This window comes from Desulfonatronum thiosulfatophilum (assembly GCF_900104215.1).
Classification (GTDB): domain Bacteria; phylum Desulfobacterota; class Desulfovibrionia; order Desulfovibrionales; family Desulfonatronaceae; genus Desulfonatronum; species Desulfonatronum thiosulfatophilum.
In genome coordinates this window covers 14,922-34,719 of record NZ_FMXO01000004.1, presented here as the reverse complement: position 1 = coordinate 34,719, position 19,798 = coordinate 14,922, and the positions used below count along the sequence as shown (strand labels likewise).

General features: G+C 56.9%; 18 protein-coding genes. 12 read left to right on the top strand and 6 right to left on the bottom strand.

All coding sequences use genetic code 11. From position 1 onward, the window contains the following. Positions 1 to 14 precede the first annotated feature (14 nt). The gene (locus tag BLP93_RS03975) at positions 15 to 779 is read left to right on the top strand and encodes a TrmH family RNA methyltransferase (protein WP_092117865.1); all 765 of its coding nucleotides are present in this window, start codon (positions 15 to 17) and stop codon (positions 777 to 779) included. A 10-nt stretch (positions 780 to 789) separates the two neighbouring features. Here BLP93_RS03975 and BLP93_RS03970 read toward each other — a convergent pair whose 3' ends face one another. After that, positions 790 to 1,884 (bottom strand): microcin C ABC transporter permease YejB, encoded by a 1,095-nt coding sequence (locus BLP93_RS03970; RefSeq protein ID WP_092117450.1) that lies wholly within the window; start codon positions 1,882 to 1,884, stop codon positions 790 to 792. Between the two features lie 59 nt (positions 1,885 to 1,943). Then, positions 1,944 to 3,725 (bottom strand): extracellular solute-binding protein, encoded by a 1,782-nt coding sequence (locus BLP93_RS03965; RefSeq protein WP_092117861.1) that lies wholly within the window; start codon positions 3,723 to 3,725, stop codon positions 1,944 to 1,946. A gap of 246 nt (positions 3,726 to 3,971) precedes the next feature. Here BLP93_RS03965 and BLP93_RS03960 point away from each other — a divergent pair, with 246 nt between their 5' ends. The 8 genes from BLP93_RS03960 (at position 3,972) to BLP93_RS03925 (ending at position 11,813) form a co-directional block, all read left to right on the top strand. Continuing rightward, positions 3,972 to 4,739: a M48 family metallopeptidase gene (locus BLP93_RS03960; protein WP_161946186.1), complete on the top strand. Its 768-nt coding sequence runs from the start codon at positions 3,972 to 3,974 to the stop codon at positions 4,737 to 4,739. Between the two features lie 225 nt (positions 4,740 to 4,964). After that, entirely contained in the window at positions 4,965 to 5,249 is a 285-nt protein-coding gene (gene xseB / locus BLP93_RS03955) for an exodeoxyribonuclease VII small subunit (RefSeq protein ID WP_092117446.1), read from the top strand. Further along, complete coding sequence (locus BLP93_RS03950; protein ID WP_482156186.1) at positions 5,224 to 6,105, top strand: polyprenyl synthetase family protein; 882 nt, start codon at positions 5,224 to 5,226, stop codon at positions 6,103 to 6,105. Before xseB ends, BLP93_RS03950 begins: the two co-directional genes overlap by 26 nt. 59 nt (positions 6,106 to 6,164) lie before the next feature. Then, on the top strand, positions 6,165 to 8,186 hold the full coding sequence (gene dxs / locus BLP93_RS03945; protein ID WP_244148634.1) for a 1-deoxy-D-xylulose-5-phosphate synthase: 2,022 nt from the start codon (positions 6,165 to 6,167) through the stop codon (positions 8,184 to 8,186). Positions 8,187 to 8,273: 87 nt separating this feature from the next. Next, the gene (locus tag BLP93_RS03940) at positions 8,274 to 8,477 is read left to right on the top strand and encodes a DUF2905 domain-containing protein (protein WP_208596558.1); all 204 of its coding nucleotides are present in this window, start codon (positions 8,274 to 8,276) and stop codon (positions 8,475 to 8,477) included. A 100-nt stretch (positions 8,478 to 8,577) separates the two neighbouring features. Continuing rightward, positions 8,578 to 10,152: a glucose-6-phosphate dehydrogenase gene (zwf, locus tag BLP93_RS03935; protein ID WP_244148633.1), complete on the top strand. Its 1,575-nt coding sequence runs from the start codon at positions 8,578 to 8,580 to the stop codon at positions 10,150 to 10,152. Positions 10,153 to 10,181: 29 nt separating this feature from the next. After that, complete coding sequence (purE, locus tag BLP93_RS03930; RefSeq protein ID WP_092117442.1) at positions 10,182 to 10,694, top strand: 5-(carboxyamino)imidazole ribonucleotide mutase; 513 nt, start codon at positions 10,182 to 10,184, stop codon at positions 10,692 to 10,694. A gap of 180 nt (positions 10,695 to 10,874) precedes the next feature. Then, a complete protein-coding gene (locus BLP93_RS03925) occupies positions 10,875 to 11,813 on the top strand; it encodes a histone deacetylase family protein (protein WP_092117847.1) in 939 nt (312 codons plus the stop codon). Positions 11,814 to 11,856: 43 nt separating this feature from the next. Here BLP93_RS03925 and BLP93_RS03920 read toward each other — a convergent pair whose 3' ends face one another. Together BLP93_RS03920 and BLP93_RS03915 are read right to left on the bottom strand one after the other, a co-directional pair. After that, on the bottom strand, positions 11,857 to 12,438 hold the full coding sequence (locus BLP93_RS03920; protein ID WP_092117440.1) for a 4Fe-4S dicluster domain-containing protein: 582 nt from the start codon (positions 12,436 to 12,438) through the stop codon (positions 11,857 to 11,859). Next, the gene (locus tag BLP93_RS03915; protein WP_092117844.1) at positions 12,431 to 13,504 is read right to left on the bottom strand and encodes an FAD-dependent oxidoreductase; all 1,074 of its coding nucleotides are present in this window, start codon (positions 13,502 to 13,504) and stop codon (positions 12,431 to 12,433) included. Before BLP93_RS03915 ends, BLP93_RS03920 begins: the two co-directional genes overlap by 8 nt. Before the next feature lie 196 nt (positions 13,505 to 13,700). Here BLP93_RS03915 and BLP93_RS03910 point away from each other — a divergent pair, with 196 nt between their 5' ends. Continuing rightward, entirely contained in the window at positions 13,701 to 14,018 is a 318-nt protein-coding gene (locus tag BLP93_RS03910; protein WP_092117438.1) for a carboxymuconolactone decarboxylase family protein, read from the top strand. A 19-nt stretch (positions 14,019 to 14,037) separates the two neighbouring features. Beyond that, positions 14,038 to 15,387 carry a dihydrolipoyl dehydrogenase family protein gene (locus BLP93_RS03905; RefSeq protein WP_092117436.1) on the top strand — a complete coding sequence of 450 codons (1,350 nt, stop codon included), beginning with the start codon at positions 14,038 to 14,040 and terminating at the stop codon, positions 15,385 to 15,387. Positions 15,388 to 15,699: 312 nt separating this feature from the next. On the opposite strand, the gene BLP93_RS03900 is transcribed toward BLP93_RS03905, so the two are convergent. Then, positions 15,700 to 16,224: a type 1 glutamine amidotransferase domain-containing protein gene (locus BLP93_RS03900; RefSeq protein WP_092117841.1), complete on the bottom strand. Its 525-nt coding sequence runs from the start codon at positions 16,222 to 16,224 to the stop codon at positions 15,700 to 15,702. Between the two features lie 226 nt (positions 16,225 to 16,450). On the opposite strand from BLP93_RS03900, the gene BLP93_RS03895 reads away from it, so the two are divergent. Then, a complete protein-coding gene (locus BLP93_RS03895) occupies positions 16,451 to 18,415 on the top strand; it encodes an ABC-F family ATP-binding cassette domain-containing protein (protein ID WP_092117434.1) in 1,965 nt (654 codons plus the stop codon). A gap of 45 nt (positions 18,416 to 18,460) precedes the next feature. Here the strand turns inward: BLP93_RS03895 and BLP93_RS03890 are convergent, their stop codons facing one another. Then, a complete protein-coding gene (locus BLP93_RS03890; protein WP_092117432.1) occupies positions 18,461 to 19,786 on the bottom strand; it encodes an RsmB/NOP family class I SAM-dependent RNA methyltransferase in 1,326 nt (441 codons plus the stop codon). Between the last annotated feature and the right edge of the window lie 12 nt (positions 19,787 to 19,798).

Genomic DNA, 19,798 nt, shown 5'->3' with positions numbered 1-19,798 from the left:
TGTTGGAAAAAAACATGACGGACAAGACAGACCAGGACCAGGATTTTTGGACTATCGGCAGGAAACCTGTTCAGGAGATCCTTTTCGCGAAGCCGGAACAGGTTGATCTCGTTTATATACAGAACGATGTTCGCTCCAGGGCACTAGAACGGATCGTGGACATCTGCAAAAGCCAAAAGGTGCGCTTCCGCATGGTTTCCGCGGGGGAATTGCAACGAATTCATTCGGGAAACCACCAAGGTGCATTGGCGCGAATTTTTCAGCCCGGCTTCACCAACATGGGGGCAGTACTTGAACAGGTCACAAAAGCCCCACTGCCTCTGGTCCTGGCTCTAGACCAGGTCCAGGATCCGGGAAACCTCGGGACATTGGCTCGGACCATGGTCGCCCTGGGTGGAGCAGGAATGATCCTTCCCAAGAACAGGACCGCTTTCCCCGGAACAGTTGCCGCGAAAGCGGGCGCTGGCGCATTGAACAAACTGCCCATCGCGCATGTGACCAACTTGGCGCGCAGTCTGGATTATTGCCGGGAACAAGGGTTCACAGTGTATGGGTGTGCCGTGGATGCGGAGGGAGAAAACATGTTCAGGATGATTCCGGCATATCCGTCAATCCTTGTTCTAGGTAATGAGGATAAGGGGATCAGGCCAAATGTCTTAAAACGCTGCGACCATAAAATCTTCATTCCCATGCCGGGCATCATGCAATCCCTGAACGTTGCCCAAGCCGGGGCCATCGCCTTGGGCATGTTCGCCAAAACCAGGGACGAAATGGCCTGAATCTCAGGAATCAGCCTCTAGACTCGAAATCGATTCTGGGATCGATCAGGGTGTACATCAAGTCGCCGATCAGATTGAGAACCAAGCCAAGGAGGGTGAAAATATACAAGGTGCCGAACATCACCGGATAGTCTCTGTTGATCGCGGCCTCAAATCCCAAGAGCCCGAGTCCGTCCAGGGAAAAAATGACCTCGATGAGCAACGCGCTGGTGAAAAGGATGCCGATAAAGGCGCTGGGAAAGCCGGCGACTACGATGAGCATGGCGTTGCGGAACACATGGCCGTACAGCACCTGGGATTCGTTAAGTCCTTTGGAGCGGGCAGTGATCACATACTGCTTGTTGATTTCTTCAAGGAAAGAATTCTTGGTCAACATGGTCAAGCCGGCGAAACCACCAATGACCATGGCCGTGACCGGCAGGGTCAGATGCCAGAAATAATCCAGGATGCGCATGGGCCAGCTCAGTTCATGCCAGTGCTCTGATGTCAGGCCGCGCAGAGGAAAAAGATCCAAAAAGCTCCCGCCGGCAAAAAGGACGATCAACAAGACCGCGAACAGAAACCCCGGAATAGCGTATCCGACGATGACCATGGCGCTTGTGGCCACGTCGAAAGTGGACCCGTCCCGTACCGCCTTGCGAATCCCCAGAGGAATGGAGATGACGTAGACAAGCAGGGTAGTCCAGAGCCCCAGAGAAATGGAAACGGGCAACTTCTGAAGGATCAATGTCGTCACGCTTTGGTCCCGGTAAAAGCTTTCACCGAAATCAAAGCGGGCATAGTTGCCGATCATTTGCAAGAAACGCTTCACTGGCGGCTGATCAAAACCATACATCCGCTCCAGTTCGGCAATCAGGTCCGGGTCAATGCCTTGAGCGCCCCTGTATCTGGATTCGGTTGGTCCGGTCAGGTGCAAGGCCTGATGCTCCCCCCGCTCCGTACCTGCGAAACGCGCAGTTGCCGTGACGTCATGGCCGCGCAGCTCCGCGATGACGCGTTCGACCGGCCCCCCGGGGGCAGCCTGGATAATTATGAAGTTCAGGATCATGATCCCCAGAAGGGTGGGAATCATAAGCAGAATACGGCGCAGGATGTAGGCGGACATTTATTTTTGCTATTTGGGAGAACGTTGAAAGGTTCAAACAGCTTGTTGATAATTCAGACCTATTTCACCCACCATGCATCCACTGGCAGCCCATACTTGGGAGAAATCTCGGGTCGGGCGAACTTGTCCCAGTAGGCCACGCGAAATACCCTGGAATGCCAGTGCGGGACGACGTAATGATTCCAGAGTAGAATCCTGTCCAGCGCCCTGGTCCGGGAAATCAGGCTGTCCCGATCAGGGGCGGCGATGATCAAGTCCACCAGTTCATCCACTGCCTGATCCCGGACTCCGGCGATATTGCGTGAACCCGGTGTCGCGGCGGATTCAGAGGTCCAGAAGTCGCGCTGCTCATTGCCCGGGGAAAGTGATTGCGGGAACAGCCCCACTGTCATGTCGAAATCAAAGTCGTTCATGCGGTTCTGGTATTGCGTCGCGTCCACGGTGCGCACCCGGGCCGCGATGCCCAGACGCTCCAGGTTGCGTACATAGGGAAGGCAGACCCGTTCAAAGGTGGGGCTGTCGAGCAATATTTCAAATTCCATCAACTCCCCGGTAGTGCTATGTCGTAACTGACGATCCCGCTCAGAGACGGACCACCCGGCTTCAGCCAGCAGGGCCAGGGCGCGACGGATATTTGGTCGGATGTTGCCGGTGCCGTCCGTTTCCGGAGGTTGAAATTCTGCGGTGAAAATTCTTTCGGGAAGACGATCGCGGTGAGGTTCCAGCAGTTCCAGTTCTTCCGGCGAGGGGAGGCCCTTCGATGCCAGTTCGGAATTGGAAAAATAACTTCGCGTCCGGGTATAGGCGCCGTGAAAAAGATTCTGGTTGGACCATTCAAAATCGAACACTTCGGTTAGAGCTTCGCGAACCAGAGGGTCTCGGAAAGCCGGACGCCGGGTATTGAAGACGAATCCCTGCATTCCAGTGGGCAGTTCATGAGGGATCTCCTCCATGATGATCCGTCCCTGGCGCAGTGCCGGTCCTTCATATCCCGAAGCCCAGAGACGGGCCACGTTTTCCTGGCGAAAATCATATTGCCCGGCCTTGAAAGCCTCCAGGGCCACGTTGACGTCGCGGTAGTATTCGTACCGGTAGCGGTCGAAATTGTGCCGCCCCTTGTTGACCGGCAAGTCAGCGGCCCAGTAATCCTCAACGCGTTCATAGGTGATGGATCGCCCGGCATCCACCCGCGCGATTCGATAAGGACCGCTGCCCAGTGGGATATCCAGCGTGGTACGGTCAAATTCACGATCCTGCCAGTAGGCTTTGGAAAGTACGGGCATCTGCCCGACAATCAGCGGAAGTTCGCGATTCATTGAATCGCCGAAATTAAATCGAACCTCCCCGGGGCCGACTTCTTCAGCGGAAACCACATTGGCGTAATAGGCTCGGTAAAAGGGATGTCCCTGGGTCTGCAGGATTTGCAGCGTAAAAATCACGTCATCCACAGTAATGGGTGATCCATCGTGAAACCTGGCCTCCGGTCGCAAAGCGAAGGCGACCCAGGAATGGTCGTCGGGAATTTGAATGCTTTCGGCAATCAACCCGTACTCCGAGAAAGGTTCATCCTGGGATTGTACGGTCAGCGTCTCGAAGATCATGCCCAGCCCAAGAGGGGCGGTTCCCCGCAAAATAAAGGGATTCAAGCTGTCGAAGGTGCCGATTCCAGCCAAACGTATCTCCCCGCCCTTGGGAGCCTCGGGATTGACATACTCGAAATGGGTGAAATCTTCGTCATATTTCAGATCTTCATGCAAAGAGAAGCCATGCCGCCAAGGAACATCCTCGGCCCAGGACAGGGAAGGGAAAAGAAAAAGAAGGACGAGAAGAAACAATTTCATGGAAATATATCGGTTTGATGGCATGCTACCTCACTTATGATCGAAAAACGTTGGGGAGGATTCTTGGTTTGAAGCGACAACGAAAGACGTTGCGGAAAATTTTGAATTGGTTTCATGAAGAATAAGGAAGCACGCAACAGGAGGCAAGCTTTCCTGCACAATGATGACAACGTATCCAAAATGGATTCGTCCTTACACTCCGAATTGGCAATGACATTGAAGCCTAAGTCGGATAAAGACGGGAACATGCACAGCATTCAACTGCATGACGGACGATCCTGCACGTATCAGATCAGGGAGTCGATCCGTGCAAGACGAATTCGACTTCGTCTTTCTTCCAGAGAGGGAATGGTGGTGATCATTCCCAAGGGCATGTCCACTCGAAAGGACGATCTGGAGGTGTTGATCCGGAACAAGTCGTCCTGGATTAGCCGCCACCTGAACAGATTCAGGAGCAGAGAACACAGCCATCCCTCCCCTGAAATGCCAAAGCTTCCGGAATTTCTTGATTTCCAATCCATCCGGGAACAGTGGTTCATTACCTACGCCACGTCTCCCGAGGAAAATGATAGCTTGGTGCGGATACGAGAAACAGGCCCAAAAACTCTGCACATGACCAATGGCTTAGCTCACCCGACGGCAAGCGTTGTTGCTTTACAGCAGTGGGTCCGGCAGCGGGCGGGAAGGCTCCTGCCTTCCTGGCTGAATCAAATTTCAGATGAACTGGCATTGCCGTTTTCCAAGGTGACGATCAGGAATCAACGCTCAAGGTGGGGAAGTTGCACACGAGGGAAAAACATCAGCCTGAACTGCAAATTGCTTTTTCTTCCGAGGCAATGGACGCGGTATGTGCTCATCCATGAACTCTGTCATACCAGAATCATGAACCATGGGCCTGAGTTCTGGACCCTCGTACGCAGATACGAACCTCAGGCGAAACAGATCCGCGAGGCCATGCGCCTTGCATGGCAGGAACTCCCCGCATGGCTGACCACAGCGGCTCGAAATAATTGATCTGTGGCATAGACTTCACCTAAGCCTGCGAAACTGTTTATTAAACTAGGCAGTTGAGGACCAACTGTGCTGATCTTTCAGCTTCGCCGCTTGATCCTCAAAAAGCTTGTGAACTTATGCTTCCGGAGCATTTTGCCCCATTTTCTTCTTGAGTGTTCCAACTCCCGCTGTTATTGAAGATCAGAGTCATTGAATGCATTTTTGTCCAGGATGAAAGATAAAACAATGAGTGCCAAGAAAAAAGAACCCGGCTTTGATGCCCGTTTGGCGGATCTGCAGCGGATTGTCGCACGTCTCGAGGGAGAGGACCTGCCCCTGGAGGAAGGGGTGGCCCTGTTCAAGGATGGCGTCGCCTTGGCGAAAAGCTGTCGTCGGCAATTGGATACGGCCCGTAACGAGGTGATGATTTTATCCCAAGGCCTACTCGAGCCCTTTGAGCAGACAGATGGGACCGTTGATCTGAGCAGTGCTTTTCCGGAGAGCAGTGATGATGAAAGCATACCTTTCTGAAATTGGCGGCGAGGTGGATCGCTTCCTGGCCCAGTGCCTCAAGCGTGACGGCGTCCCGGACATTCTGCTGCAGGCCATGGAATACAGTCTTCTGGCCGGAGGAAAACGCCTGAGGCCGGCTCTGTGTCTGGTTTGGGCCGAGATGGCCGGAGAAAGCAGGAAACATGTGCTGCCCGCTGCCGCGGCCCTGGAATGCATTCACACCTACTCCCTGGTGCATGATGACCTCCCCGCCATGGACGATGACGATCTGCGCCGCGGCAAACCTTCCAACCACAAGCAGTTCGGTGAGGCCATGGCCATCCTGGCTGGCGACGCTCTGCTGACCGAAGCTTTCGGCCTTTTGTTCTCATGCACGGTCTCCGCGGAGCGGATTCTCAGCGCAGGCCAGGAACTGGTCCGGGCTGCCGGCGCGAGCGGCATGGTCGGCGGACAAGTTCTGGACATGGAATGGACCGGCCTGGATGCGGTTCAAGTGCAGGATCTGTCCCGGATGCAGGAGTTGAAAACCGGAGCCCTGATCAGGGCGTCCTGTGTCTGTGGGGCCGTGCTTGGCGGGGCCGGGGCGAATGACGTGGAACGGGCCGAAGCCTATGGGGTCCACATGGGCAGGGCTTTTCAGATTACCGACGACATCCTGGATGTGACCGGAGATGAAGACGTGCTGGGCAAACCCGTCGGCAGTGATGTAAATATGGGCAAAGTGACCTACCCCGCCCTGCTCGGTCTCGACGCCAGTCGCCGTCTGGCTCGGGACCATACCGACCAAGCCTTGGCGTCTTTGCAGCCGTATGACAACCACCATGCGCATTTTTTACGTGAACTGGCCGAGTACATCCTGATCCGATCCGCATAGCGTTGACCTTGAGTCAGGCAATCACGTTAAACCTTAACACAGTCCACTGCCAAGAAACCATGCATAGCAATTCCACCGCCACATACATGTCCAGGGAGGCCATCCAATTGCAACAGTCCGCGGACGACCACGGTCCGGCTTTCGGAAACGCGGCTCCGGAAAAAGGAAAAATCGCTCCCCCAAAGTCTGGGGGATTGGATGGGCATGCGCTGTTTTCCGTGATCAATCACCCTCACGACGTTACTTCCCTGGCAATTCCCGAACTCGAAGCCGTGGCCTCGGAAGTTCGGCGAATGATCATCTCCACGGTTTCGGCAAATGGTGGCCATCTCGCTCCATCCCTGGGAGTGGTCGACCTGACTCTGGCCCTGCTGAACATCTTTAATCCCGAAAAGGACCGCCTGGTCTGGGATGTGGGTCACCAGGCCTATGCCTACAAGATTTTGACCGGAAGACGGGAGTCCTTTCACACGCTTCGCACCATGGGCGGAATCAGCGGCTTCCCCAGGATGGCCGAAAGCCCCTTTGACCACTTCGGCGTGGGCCATTCAAGCACGTCCATTTCCGCCGCCCTGGGCATGGCCATAGCCCGCGATCTGGCAGGCCAGGATCATTCCGTGGCCGCCATCATCGGCGACGGGTCCATGACCGCCGGGCTGGCATACGAGGGCTTGAATCAGGCGGGAGATTTGGGCGTGGGCATGACCGTGGTGCTCAATGATAATGAAATGTCGATTTCCCGGAACGTCGGAGCCCTCTCCTCCTTCCTGAGCCGCAAACTGTCAAAACGCTGGGTACAACGATTCAAACAGCAGATGGAAACCTGGATGCGCCAGGTTCCAAGGTTCGGCGACGACCTGGCCAATTATGCCCGTCTCAGTGAATCCTCCTTGAAAAGCTTCTTTACCCCGGGAATGATTTTCGAGGCCTTCAAATTCAACTACATCGGCCCGATCAACGGGCACAACATGCAGGACATGGTGAATATTTTCCGTCAGGTGAAGGAACTTGACGGGCCGGTTCTGGTGCATGTGCTCACGACCAAGGGCAAGGGCTATGTTCCGGCGGAAAAAAACCCCACCTACTTTCATGGTGTCGGTTGCTTCGTGCCCGAAACCGGTGAAAGCAAGAAAATATCCGGATGCCTGCCGCCCTACACGGATGTCTTCGGCCGGACTCTGGTCGACCTGGCCGAGCAAAACCCGAAAATTGTCGCTATCACCGCGGCCATGCCGGAAGGAACGGGGCTGAACTTTTTCGCGGATACGTTCCCCGACAGATTTTTTGATGTGGGAATCTGCGAACAGCATGCCGTGACCATGGCCGCGGGCTTGGCCTCCCAAGGCTTTCACCCCGTGGTTGCCGTGTATTCGACATTTCTGCAGAGATCCTACGATCAAGTGGTTCACGACGTGTGTCTCCAGAACCTGCCGGTGACCATCTGCCTGGACCGCGCCGGCCTGGTCGGCGAGGACGGGGCCACCCACCATGGCGCTTTCGACATTTCCTATCTGCGGCACATCCCCAACCTGTTGTTCATGGCGCCCAAGGATGAGGGCGAGCTTCAGCAGATGCTGGCCACGGCCCTGAACCATAATGGCCCTTCTGCCATTCGGTACCCCCGCGGCGTCGGCATCGGCGCGAAGTATCAGGATACCTTGCATCCCCTGCCCCTGGGCCAGGGAGAATTGCTGCGTGCCGGCGAAGATGCCCTGATCATTGCCCTTGGCAGCAGAGTCTATCCCAGTCTTGAGGCGGCCGAGGAAACAGTTCTGGAAACGGGGAAGTCCGTCGCCGTTTTCAATGCCCGCTTCATCAAGCCGCTGCCGGCCGAGCAACTGTTGGAGCTGGCCTCCCGGTACGAACGTATTATTATTGTGGAGGAAAACGTCGTAGCCGGAGGTTTCGGTTCCGCTGTCCTGGAGCTGCTGGCCGCCGAGAACATGTTCAACGGTCAACGGATCAAACTGATGGGCATTCCGGATGCCTTCGTGGAACACGGACCTCAACGCCTGTTGCGCAAGCAGCTTGGCCTGGACAAGCTCGGAATAAAAAAAGCATTGTCTGAACTCTTTGCGTAACGAGAAACATTTTCAATGCGGCGATGGTTATGACGGTAACGCGAGGATGGTTGTGCCGCATACCCGGAGCAAAACCGGGATGTATCCATGCTGTTGAAGCTCTTGACCCTGATTGTCGCTTTTCTTGTGGTCACCGGCCTCTTCCGGAAGGTGATCCACAAACTCAGGCTCGGCAGGCTTCCAGGCGACATCCTGATTCAACGCGGGAAATTCCGCCTTTACCTCCCCGTGACGACATCCATCCTGGTCGGTTCAGCCGCAATATTATTGATATGGCTGATGCGTCATTGAACGCTCGCTATTCAGGGACTGAATTTCAATAATTTGAACACTTACTCCGCAAACCACTTAGCGCAGGCAGGATGTCTGGCGTTATAAAACGATGGTTGCCATGACGGATCAAGAAACTCAAAACCTGTTCATGAACACAGCCGTGCAGACGGACTTTCCAAGCGGCCAGCTGTTACGAAGCCAGGACCGTCTCGCCCCGTGTGTTTTCGTCGTATTCGGCGCATCCGGCGACCTGGCGACACGCAAGCTCTTCCCCGCGTTGTACCACCTCTTTTCGGCAGATCACCTCCCGGATCATTTTGGCATTATCGGATGCAGCCGAACCACGTTTGACGACTCCGCCTTCCAGGACCGCATCAGGCGGATCTTGCCTACTCCGACAGACGAGCTTCCTGATCGGCGGGATGATTTCGTGCGCAAGATCCGCTACCAGACCTTGGTCTATGACAATCTCCAGGACTATGACAGTTTGAGCCATCGGCTGGAATCGATCAACGCTTCATTCGGAACCCAGGGCAACAGGCTTTTTTATCTGGCAGTGCCGCCGCAACTTTATCCGGTGATCTCCACGATGCTCGGCCGCAGTGGACTGGCCCGGGAAAAAGATCGACACCATGAATGGTCCCGGATCGTTCTGGAAAAGCCTTTCGGTCATGACCTGCCTTCGGCCTTGGAATTAAGCGATGTGCTGCACGAGCATTTCAGCGAACATCAGATTTTCCGGATCGACCACTACCTGGCCAAGGAAACCGTGCAGAACCTGCTCATGTTCCGGTTCGCCAACACGATTTTCGAGCCGCTGTGGAATCGCAACTATATCGAGTATGTGAGCATCTCCGCCGCGGAAACCCTGGGCGTTGAAAAACGGGCCGGGTATTACGAGCAGGCCGGCGTAATCCGGGACATGTTCCAGAACCACATGATGCAACTGCTCTCCCTGGTAGCCATGGAGGCCCCCTCTCGGTTCCAAGACGAGTCAGTCCGTGACGACAAGACCAAGGTCTTCAACTCGTTGCGCCCTTTCGAACTCCAGGGCCGTTTCAGGGATCTCGTCCTCGGACAGTACGGCCCCGGAAACATCGACCACCATGCCGTTCCGGGTTACCGGCAGGAAGAAGGCGTCGCTCCAGACTCCCTGACCCCCACATTCGCTTTTCTGCGCTCCTACATCGACAACTGGCGCTGGCAGGGAGTGCCCTTCTATATCTGCTCGGGCAAGCGCCTGTCTCGCAAGTTGACCCGGATCGTCATCCAGTTCAAAGACGTGCCGCATTCCATGTTCCGGCACATTCTCGGGGAGAAAATCTCTTCGAATCGCCTCATCCTGGGCATCCAACCCGACGAAGTGATCAACCTGACCCTTCAGACCAAGTCTCCGGGGATGAGCAGCTTTCTGCGCACCGTGACCATGCGGTTCGACTACAACCATGAAGCAGAGAAATCCAGATTGAAGGATGCATACGAAAAGGTGCTCATGGACTGTCTGCTGGGCGACCAGATGCTTTTCTGGCGGCAGGACGCCGTGAAGCGTTGCTGGGCCTACCTCACCCCGATATTGGAAATGTGCGAGTCTTGCGGGGACAGGGCTCAGCATCTACATTTGTATCCAGCCGGAACCTGGGGACCCAAGGAAGTCGAGGCAACGTACGAAAACTATCTTCAGGATCACATCTAACCCAAACACAGACTATCGATGGAGGAAGCATGAAGAATAAGGTGGCAATATTCATTGGCAGCATATCCGATGAGGAGAAGATGAGCCCATGCTCTGAGGTACTCAGCTCCCTTGGGATTCCTCACCTGTTTACCGTGGCTTCAGCCCACCGCACACCCGAACGGGTCCAGCGCCTGATCAAGGAACTGGAGGAGCAAGGCTGCAAGGTGTTCATCTGTGCCGCGGGGATGGCCGCTCATTTGGCCGGTGCCGTGGCCGCCAAGACGATTCGTCCCGTGATCGGCGTGCCCTTGACGGCCTCAGCTTTGGGGGGAATGGACGCCCTTCTGGCAACGGTCCAGATGCCTCCCGGCTTTCCGGTTGGCACCGTTGCCCTGGACAGCGGCGGAGCCCGCAACGCCGCATGGCTTGCAGCCCAGATTCTGGCTTTGGAAGACCAGGAAATGGCACAGAAAATCCGCCAAGCGCGTCAAAAAATGATTGAGGGGGTTGAAAAGGCAGGCGCGGATCTGGAATCGCGGTTTTCCAAAAATCCGTCCTGAAGCGCCTGAAGTATCGCCAGCTGACTGCGTAACAACACGCTGTGAACATGAAATCCCGGACCGGGTTGCATTCGGTCCGGGATGAATTCCCTCAGAGTTCATATCATAGTGAATGAACCGGTTCGATTCGAAAGTCCGCTTCCGGCGAAACGCCTTCCATGCCTTGAGGAGGAGGATCCAATGATTACGGCGCTGCTGTACGATCCCTTCTTTGCCGTTCATGACTCCGGGGCCGGACATCCGGAAAGCCCAATGCGATACACGGCGTTGGTTGCCGCCCTGGAAGATGACCGGGAGGCTTCGGCTTTGCCGCGATTGTCGCCAAGACCGGCGACAACTCGGGAACTGGCTTACTGCCATGGCGCCGGATACATTGAACTGGCGCACAATCGCATCAAGGGCGGTCACCGCAGTCTGGGCCATCCGGATACCAACGTCGGCCCCGGATCATGGGACGCCGCGGTGCATGCGGCCGGAGGTGCCATGACGGCTGTGGATGCCGTGTTCAACGGCTCAATCCGCAGTGTCTTCTGCGTTGTACGCCCTCCGGGGCATCATGCCCGTCCAAAGCAGGGCATGGGATTCTGCATTTTCAACAATATCGCGCTGGCTGCCCGCCACGCCCAGATTACCCACGGCGTTGAACGGGTCCTGATCGTGGACTGGGACGTTCACCACGGCAACGGCACGCAGGAAATGTTTTACGACGACCCTTCCGTGCTCTTCTTCAGCACCCATCAAAGCAACTGGTTTCCCTATTCCGGCGCGGCCAGGGAAACCGGAGAAGGCGCCGGCGAGGGCTACACCATCAATTGCCCTTTTCCTGCCGGAACCGGCATAGGCCCCATTCTCGAGGCTTTTCGCGACCGGCTCCTTCCGGCGGCAAAGGAATTCCAGCCGGAACTGGTCCTCATTTCCGCGGGATTTGATGCCCTTGCCGTTGATCCATTGGGAGCTTTTCGGCTGCATCCCGAAGATTTCGACGAGTTGACAAAGATGACCATGGAAATTGCCGATGCTAGCGCCGAGGGGCGAATCGTCTCCCTACTGGAGGGCGGATACGACCTGGAAGGATTGACATCAGCCGCATTGATTCACGTCCATGCGCTTGCAGGCTGAAACCCTGTTCACCAGCGAATTGCTCTCTCGGCGATGAATCACATCACCGGTCATCCTCGGAACTCTCCCCTGTTCCCACCGAATACCCTTCCACATTGACCGATTTTTTCATGGCCCGCAGCCCGACCTGGGTGCCGAAACGTTCCGGGTGCATGTGGGCTTGGACGATTCCCTCGGCCACCCGCTGCCGGAGTTCGGATTCGATGTCTTCAGGGCTTCCGTAAAGGACGGCTCCGCAGGGACATATTTCCACACAGGCCGGCATCATGCCTTTGGCCCGCCGTTCGGCGCACAGATCGCATTTGGCCACCGGATTGGGGCCCGTTCGGGAATGGGATATGGCCGCGAACGGGCAGACCGAGAGGCAGACCATGCAGCCGACGCAGGCCTTGGGCTGCAGAAGAACCGCGCCTTCCTCGTCCTGGTAAAAGGCGTTCACGTTGCATGCTTTCATGCATGCCGGGTTGGAGCAGTGGTGACAGCTGATGGGCACGGTGATCCCGTCGCTGGTCCTGGTCATATGAATCCGTGGCTGCCCGTAGAGGTAGCCGCAAACCGCCTCGCAGCTTTCGCAGCCGATGCACAAGTTGTAATCGATATAGAGTGTTTTCTTGGACTCAGCCATGGACTTCCTCCTCAGAGGCTGCTTCGGCTTGGCCTGCGTGGGCTTTGATCCATCCATCCAGGGATTCCGCCGCCCGCAAGCCGCTGAGAATCGCCCGGCCGATTTTTGAAGGTCCGGTCAACACGTCCCCGGCAACGAAAACCCCATCGAACTTGGTCATCTGCAGCCAGCCCTCTCCCTTTTTGGAAATGTCTTCCAGGCGCAGTTCCCTGGGAAAGGGATTGGTGGGCACCTCGCCGATGGCCGCCACCACCAGATCCACGGTCAGTTCTCGTTCCTCTTCCTGGTATCGGCCGGACTCCGGCGACGGCAGTTCCTCGTCTTGCCGGTAGATCAGCTTCTGAACGTTTTCCGCGCCTTCGATGCGCAACGGTGTGACACGCTCCATCCATTGCACGCCGCGCTGGCGCAGCAGTTTGATTTCCAGCCGACCTGCAGGAGCTTCATTCATGGTTTTACGGTAGAGCAGGTATACCTTCTGAGCGCCCAGGCGCAGGCAGCTCTGCACCACGTCCACGGCGGACAGGCCTGCGCCGACCACGGCAACCCGCCGTCCCTCGACCGGTGGAGCGACCACTTGACTCTGAGACAGTTTGCAGGCTCGGAGCGGAAACAAAAATTCCAGGGACGTGTAGACGCCGGGCAGGTGCTCGCCATGGATATTCAGCTTCCTGGAGCGCCAACTTCCCGTACAGATCAGCACCGCCGCGCATTCGTGGAGCAGTTCGGAAAGACTGACCATTTCCTGGACAAACTCATCTCCGGATTCGCAAACCTTGTCCTGGGTGCACACCTTGGTACAGAAATGGAATTGCACCCCGTAGTCCTCGCTCAACTTCAGGGCAGCGTCTTCAATGCGCCTTGCCGGGATGCGAAATCCCGGGATGCCGAATACCAGAAGACCTCCAGCCTTGGGCAGCTTGTCGTAAACATGAACCTCGTAGCCGGCGCAGGCCAACCACCCGGCGGCAGACAGCCCGGCGGGGCCGGACCCGACCACAGCCGCCTTCAATCCATTCGATGGAGGCGGAGTCGCGCACATAAACGCATAATTCATCGTGTTCATTCTCACCTGCCCTGTCACGGTGTTGCTGTTTTTGATGGCAAATCGGCACACGTCACCTTGCTGGATAACGTACTCCTTCTTTGATAGATTGCAAGGACAGACAGCACGATTTCATTGGTCGGCGGACGTTTTTCTTGGCAGGGTTGCGATGAGAGTATACGCCGCTGCCGTAATCTTCAAACACGAGGAGACGAACATGTCGGCGGAAAAACTTCCCCAGAATTTCCAGAAGTTGCAGGAGAACCACCCAGACTACATGTCGGCCGTGAGAGAACTTGGCAAGGCGGTGCGGGATGCCGGCCCACTGGATGAAAAAACCGTCAATCTGGTGCAGCTCGGCGCAGCCGCGGCCCAGCGCCTGGAAGGCGCCGTGCACAGTCACGCCAGAAGAGCCATGGCTGCCGGAGCAACAACAGATGAGTTGCGTCACGCCCTGATTGTTCTCACATCGACCATCGGCTTCCCGGCTGTGGCCGCGGCCATGAGCTGGATCACCGATTTGAAGGACGAATAATCCTCAACCGGGAGGAGCCATGGAACATTTTGACGTCATCGTCATTGGATCAGGCACGGCCGGCTATACGGCCGCCCACGCCTGCCGGAAGGCAGGACGCAGCGTCCTGGTGGTGGACAAGCAACCTTTCGGCGGCACGTGCGCCATGCGCGGATGCCAGCCAAAGAAAATTCTCGTGGCCGCGGCCCAGGCGATCCACGGGACATCTGCATTGCACGGCCAGGGAGTTGATGGAGAAAGCCGGCTGGACTGGGCAGCCTTGATGCGTTTCAAGCGTGATTTCACCTACAGCGTCCCCGAAAGATCAGAGCAAGGCTTCCTGGATGCAGGAATACGGACCGCGCACGGCCTAGCTGTATTTTCCGGCCCCAATCAGATCCGCATCGAGAAAAAGGGCTATTCCGCGGATAAATTCATAATTGCCGCAGGCGCAGTTCCCAGAAAACTGTCCGTTCCTGGAAACGAACTGCTGATGGATAGCGACGGTTTTCTTGAACTGGATGCACTGCCTTCTTCTATCGCCTTTATCGGTGGCGGGTTCATCAGCTTTGAATTTGCTCATGTCTGTGCCCAGGCCGGGGTCCGGACCACAATGATCCACCGTGGCAAATCCTTTCTGCGAGGCTTTGATCCAGACCTGGTCACGCGGTTGATGGAAGCCGGACAGGCCCAGGGAATTTCCTTTCTGCGGGAATCCAGCGTGAAGCAGATCGATCAAGACGAAGGCGGGCTGACGTTGCACATCTCCGGATCGGATCAGCAGACCCTCTCAGTGGACAAAGCCGTGGCCGCCATAGGCCGCGTTCCGGACCTTGCGGATCTCGGTCTGGACTCAGCGGGCGTGGAACATACCCCCCGAGGCATCAAGGTGAACTCCTTCATGCAAACATCCAATCCGTCCATCTATGCCGTGGGGGATGTGGCGGACACGCAGCACCTTCTCTCCCCCACCGCGGACATGGAGGCGAATACCGCCGCCTCGAACATCCTTCGGGGCAACAGCGTTCACGCCGACTATACGGCCATTCCCAGCGTGGTCTTCAGCATTCCCGCGCTGGCCGCCGTAGGGATGAGCGAAGAGCAGGCCCACGCTCATGCCGAGCAGGAGGGAATCCAGTTGATGGTAAATGCCGGGGATGCTTCCGAATGGATGTCCTCCAGGCGTATCGGCCAGAAACACGCGGCCTACAAAGTCATTCTCAACGAATCTACAGGCACGATCCTGGGAGCGCATATCCTGGGACACAATGCGGGGGAAATGATCAATATTTTTGCCATGGCCATGAAGTTCGGCCTGACCAGGGAGCAGTTGAAAAGTCTGTTGTGGGCTTATCCAACGCACATATCGGACATCAAATACATGCTGTAGCAGTCCGTTCTCAGTTGCTGCAGCGTTTGTTTATGAAATAGACACCTAAAATCTTTAACCGCCCGCTTCGCTCAGGACGCAGAGAACGCAAAGAAGAGATTTCGGATGCCGCCGGAAAGATGCGGCAACCGAAAGGCTTCGCGCCTGTCGGCGATGTTTCCTCCCGACAGGGAGGAGGCAATCCATTTGGAAAGCAGTTTTTTCCCCTGCTTTCCAAAATTTTTCCTTGGCGACCTTGGCGTCTTAAGCAAAGCGGCGGTTCGATGCTTTTGACCTCGTTCCGGTAAAGTACGCTTAATCCGAAAACCCCTGTCAGACCTGGGACATCGCCCGAATCACCGCGCGCATGAAGGCCGGCAGGTCTTCCGGAGTGCGGCTGGTGATCAGCTTGCCGTCCTCCACGACTTCCTGGTCGACCCAGTTCGCACCGGCATGGATCAGGTCGTCCTTGATGGCGAAAAAGGAGGTCACGGTCCGGCCCTGGAGAATTTTGGCCGAAGCCAGCATCCATCCCGCATGACAGATGGCCGCCACGACCTTGCCCTGCTTGTCCAACTCCCGGACCAGATCGACCATGGCGGCGCTGCGGCGCATGAAATCCGGAGCATAGCCCCCGGGAATAACCACCCCGGCAAAATCCGCGGGGCTCAGGTCCTCGGCGGCTGCCGTGCTTTTGGCAGTGGTCCCGGCCTTGCCCGAATAGACCACTCCGGATTTTGCACCCACCACCTGGACGTCGGCGCCTGTCTCCAGAAGCCGGTAATAGGGATAGATGAACTCGTAATCGTTATACATTTCCGCAACCATAACCATGACTTTCTTGCCCGACAGTTCCATGATCTCCTCCATGTCTTCCGCTTTGGCGAGGTTGCAAGTTGATCAATAATCAGTCTGCCCGAATTTCCTGACATGGTTTGAATGTACCGCAAAAAATTTCCTGCCGCAAAACATGCTGCGGCCTTTGATCATGCGGTGCGAATGAAAGCGAAGCCTCTGCGGCTACATCCACATAACTACCTTAACCACTTAATAACTTAACACTTAACCACTCACACGCTAAAACATGTCCAAACTCACCATCCATGCCCTGACCAAATCCTACGGCGGCCGAGACATTTTCAAAGACTTCAATCTGGAAATCACGGGTGGGACCCGACTGGCCGTTGTAGGCGCCAACGGTGCGGGCAAGTCCACCCTCCTGCGCATTCTGGCCGGAGAGTCCGCTCCGGACAGCGGACGGATCATTTTTTCATCAGGCGCCCGCTTGGGCTATGTCGCCCAGGAACTGGAGACAGGAGACCTTGAACGGGGGCTGCTGGCCTGGATCATGGACGCCCTGCCGTCGTGGGCCGGATTCTGGCAACGATGGGAAGATGCCGTCCGGAATCGCGATGAGGCCGGCCTGAAAATACTGGCCGAGGAACAAACCATTTTGGAGCATCAACTGGGCTACAGCCCTGAACATCGGGCCAAGACGATTCTCTGCGGGCTGGGCTTCAGCGACGGTGCCCTGGACAAGCCGCTGCAAGCCTTGAGCGGCGGTTGGCGCGAACGGGCCAAGCTGGCCCGGGTGCTCACCGCTGGCGCGGACGTGCTGCTCTTGGACGAACCCACCAACCACCTGGATCTGGAAGCCGTGACCTGGCTTGAGCAGTACCTGCTGGGTTTCGACGGCGTTCTGGTCTTCGTGGCCCATGACCGGGTCTTCCTGGACAAGGTGGCTACCCAGACCCTCTATCTGGGCGAAGCCAAACCCATCCTGCGACCCGGGACCTTTACCCAGTTTTTGGCTTGGCGGGAGGAGATGGAGCAGCAATGGGAACGTCAGGCCGCGGCCATTGACGAGAAAATCCGCCACCAGGCCGCCTTCATCGACCGCTTCAGGTACAAGGCCAGCAAAGCTAGGCAGGCTCAGAGCAAGCTCAAAAGCACGGACAAACTGCACAAGGAACTGGAGGAGATGCGCAACCAACGCCCGCAAACCAGGGCCAGGACGCTCTCTTTCGCGCTTCCCGAACCGAGCCGTGGCGATCAGACCGTCCTGGCAGCCGCGGACCTCGATTTTTCTTTTGACGGCAGTCCCCTCTGGCCGCCGCTAACCTTTCAGCTCTACCGGGGCCAGAAGGTGGCTCTGGCCGGGCCCAACGGCGCCGGCAAGACCACGCTGCTCAAGCTGATCAGCGGCGACCTTGAGCCCAGAAACGGACGGATCAAGATCGGCCCGAACACGGTGATGGGGTATTTCAGCCAGCACCAGACCGAAATCCTCAATCCCGATACCTCCGTCATGTCCGAAATGCGGCGTCTCGCCGGGCCCAAGGCCACCTACTTTGAAGCCTGCTCCATTCTCGGCCTTTTCCTGTTGGGAGAGGAATACTGGGAACGACCAGTTGCCAGTCTGAGCGGCGGCGAGAAAAGCCGCCTCCTGCTGGGCTCTCTGTTCGCGGCCCGGGCCAATTTTCTGGTCCTGGACGAACCCACCAACCACCTGGATCTGGAAAGCCGAGAAGCCCTGATCCGGGCCCTGGAGGAGTATTCGGGCACGCTGATTTTCGTGGCCCACGACCGCCGCCTGCTGGCCGAGGCGGCCCAGGAGATCTGGGCTGTGGGAAGCGAAGGGATGCGGGTTTTCACGCGCGGATTTGAGGAATACGATGCCTACCGTCAGCAGGCGGTACAGCCGGACTGCCCGGTGGACCAGCCGGCCCAGAACATCAAAGCATCACGTCAGGAAGAAAAGGAGCGGCGACGGGTGGAAGCCGAACAGCGCAATGCGCTGTCTCGTCGGCTCAAGCCCTTAAAAGAGGAATATGCCAAGGTCGAATCAGATCTCGAAAAGGTCCTGGCCCGCCAAAGTGAGCTGGAACAAGTCCTCGCCGACCCGGAAACTTACGCACGCGCCGATGAGTTCACCCGCCTCAGCAAGGAGTATCACGAGGTGGAACAGAAGGGAGAAAAGCTGTTGCTGCGTTTGGAAGAGCTGGAAGCCAGTATTGGAGTTTTGGAGAATCAGCCGGAGGCAGCGTGATCGGCCGCAGCACCTGCTCATTGAGGAGTTCGGTCATTCAAACGGCTACCCTTTCTCCAGCACGACTCCCCAGAAAAATTCCCTAGCAGAGTCATTAATCTGCGTTTCATATCGCTTTGTGATGGAGAATCCCGGATGTTCGCCCAGAAAGTGATCGATTCTGGCCTGATTTTCCGCCGGATTCAGCGTGCAGGTGATGTAGACGATGCGTCCGCCAGGACGTAGCACCTCGGCGGATTGGCGGAGGAGCTGGTCCTGGAGAGCAATCAGCGGAGGGATGTCCTTTGGCGTACGTTTCCATTTGATGTCCGATTTTCGAGAGAGTACCCCCAGACCGGAGCAGGGGACGTCCAGGAGAATGGTCGCGGGCTTTTTCTGCCACGGCAGCCGGACATCGCCCCTGGCCACGACGACCGGGATGGGAGGCAGCCCCAAGCGCTCCAGTTCCCTGGACAAGCCATGCACCCTGAACGGGTTCGGATCACTGGCGCGGACCTGCTTTTGTCCGCGTTCCAGGAGATAGCAGGTCTTCCCGCCTCGTCCCGCACACACGTCCCAGATCGGTTCCCCCCAGGAACCAGCGCCCAACTCCTTCAATATCCTTTGCGATTCCAAGCTTTGCCTGGAAATCGCCCCTGCCTTGATGTCCGCGGACAGCTCGGGGAACAACCGTCGGGCCGTTTCGCGTGAGCAACTGACGCTGAGGGAATCCAGAATTTCCAGGTCAGCGGATTCTGCCTCAAGAGCGACGTACTGGCGGACAAGCTCGTCCTTCCCGGCATGAAGCGGATTGATCCGCAGCCCCAGCGGTGCCGGATGAATCTGGGCCGCGGCAAGGCGTTGCGCTGTCTCAGGTCCATAGGCCTCGGTCCACAAGTCCACGATCCAGAGCGGCAAAGAATAGAACGCGCTCAGGAAGGCCCGAGCATCAGATGCGTTTTTCTGGTAAAACTCCGACGCGTTCAGGGCAGCTTTATTTTTGAAGATGTTCGTCATGTAGGCCGTGGCCAGGCGGGTCAGCCCGGAGCCCCATTGTTGACGCACCAGATTGGCAAGCCATGATCTGGTGGCGAACTCCGGGATCCGCTCCAGAAACAGGGTTTCGTAGGTGGCCAGTTCAAAGGCCGTGCGGCACAGCGGCGGCAGCTTTCCGGGCTTTTGCAGGAAATGCTCCAGGCAAAAGGCGACGCGTCCCTTATTCCTGAGGTATCCGTAACAAAGTTCCGTGGCCAAATTCGCATCCTTGCCCGAAACATGCAGCCGGCGGAGTTGAAAATCCAGGGCGAACTGCAGGTCGTTGCCCTGCTGCAGGGTCTGCTGCAGAGCCTGGAGGGCGACAAATCTGGCTGGGGGAGTACGGGATGCCGCCATATCTAGAACCTG

Excerpts from the sequence above, each read along its gene's own strand:
- zwf (WP_244148633.1), top strand. The coding sequence starts at position 8,578 with ATGACGGATCAAGAAACTCAAAACCTGTTCATGAACACAGCCGTGCAG.
- BLP93_RS03900 (WP_092117841.1), bottom strand. The coding sequence starts at position 16,224 with ATGGAACTGTCGGGCAAGAAAGTCATGGTTATGGTTGCGGAAATGTAT.
- BLP93_RS03920 (WP_092117440.1), bottom strand. The coding sequence starts at position 12,438 with ATGGCTGAGTCCAAGAAAACACTCTATATCGATTACAACTTGTGCATC.
- BLP93_RS03925 (WP_092117847.1), top strand. The coding sequence starts at position 10,875 with ATGATTACGGCGCTGCTGTACGATCCCTTCTTTGCCGTTCATGACTCC.
- BLP93_RS03965 (WP_092117861.1), bottom strand. The coding sequence starts at position 3,725 with ATGAAATTGTTTCTTCTCGTCCTTCTTTTTCTTTTCCCTTCCCTGTCC.
- BLP93_RS03890 (WP_092117432.1), bottom strand. The coding sequence starts at position 19,786 with ATGGCGGCATCCCGTACTCCCCCAGCCAGATTTGTCGCCCTCCAGGCT.
- BLP93_RS03905 (WP_092117436.1), top strand. The coding sequence starts at position 14,038 with ATGGAACATTTTGACGTCATCGTCATTGGATCAGGCACGGCCGGCTAT.
- dxs (WP_244148634.1), top strand. The coding sequence starts at position 6,165 with ATGCATAGCAATTCCACCGCCACATACATGTCCAGGGAGGCCATCCAA.
- BLP93_RS03895 (WP_092117434.1), top strand. The coding sequence starts at position 16,451 with ATGTCCAAACTCACCATCCATGCCCTGACCAAATCCTACGGCGGCCGA.
- xseB (WP_092117446.1), top strand. The coding sequence starts at position 4,965 with ATGAGTGCCAAGAAAAAAGAACCCGGCTTTGATGCCCGTTTGGCGGAT.
- BLP93_RS03960 (WP_161946186.1), top strand. The coding sequence starts at position 3,972 with ATGCACAGCATTCAACTGCATGACGGACGATCCTGCACGTATCAGATC.
- BLP93_RS03975 (WP_092117865.1), top strand. The coding sequence starts at position 15 with ATGACGGACAAGACAGACCAGGACCAGGATTTTTGGACTATCGGCAGG.
- BLP93_RS03910 (WP_092117438.1), top strand. The coding sequence starts at position 13,701 with ATGTCGGCGGAAAAACTTCCCCAGAATTTCCAGAAGTTGCAGGAGAAC.
- BLP93_RS03970 (WP_092117450.1), bottom strand. The coding sequence starts at position 1,884 with ATGTCCGCCTACATCCTGCGCCGTATTCTGCTTATGATTCCCACCCTT.
- purE (WP_092117442.1), top strand. The coding sequence starts at position 10,182 with ATGAAGAATAAGGTGGCAATATTCATTGGCAGCATATCCGATGAGGAG.
- BLP93_RS03915 (WP_092117844.1), bottom strand. The coding sequence starts at position 13,504 with ATGAACACGATGAATTATGCGTTTATGTGCGCGACTCCGCCTCCATCG.
- BLP93_RS03940 (WP_208596558.1), top strand. The coding sequence starts at position 8,274 with ATGCTGTTGAAGCTCTTGACCCTGATTGTCGCTTTTCTTGTGGTCACC.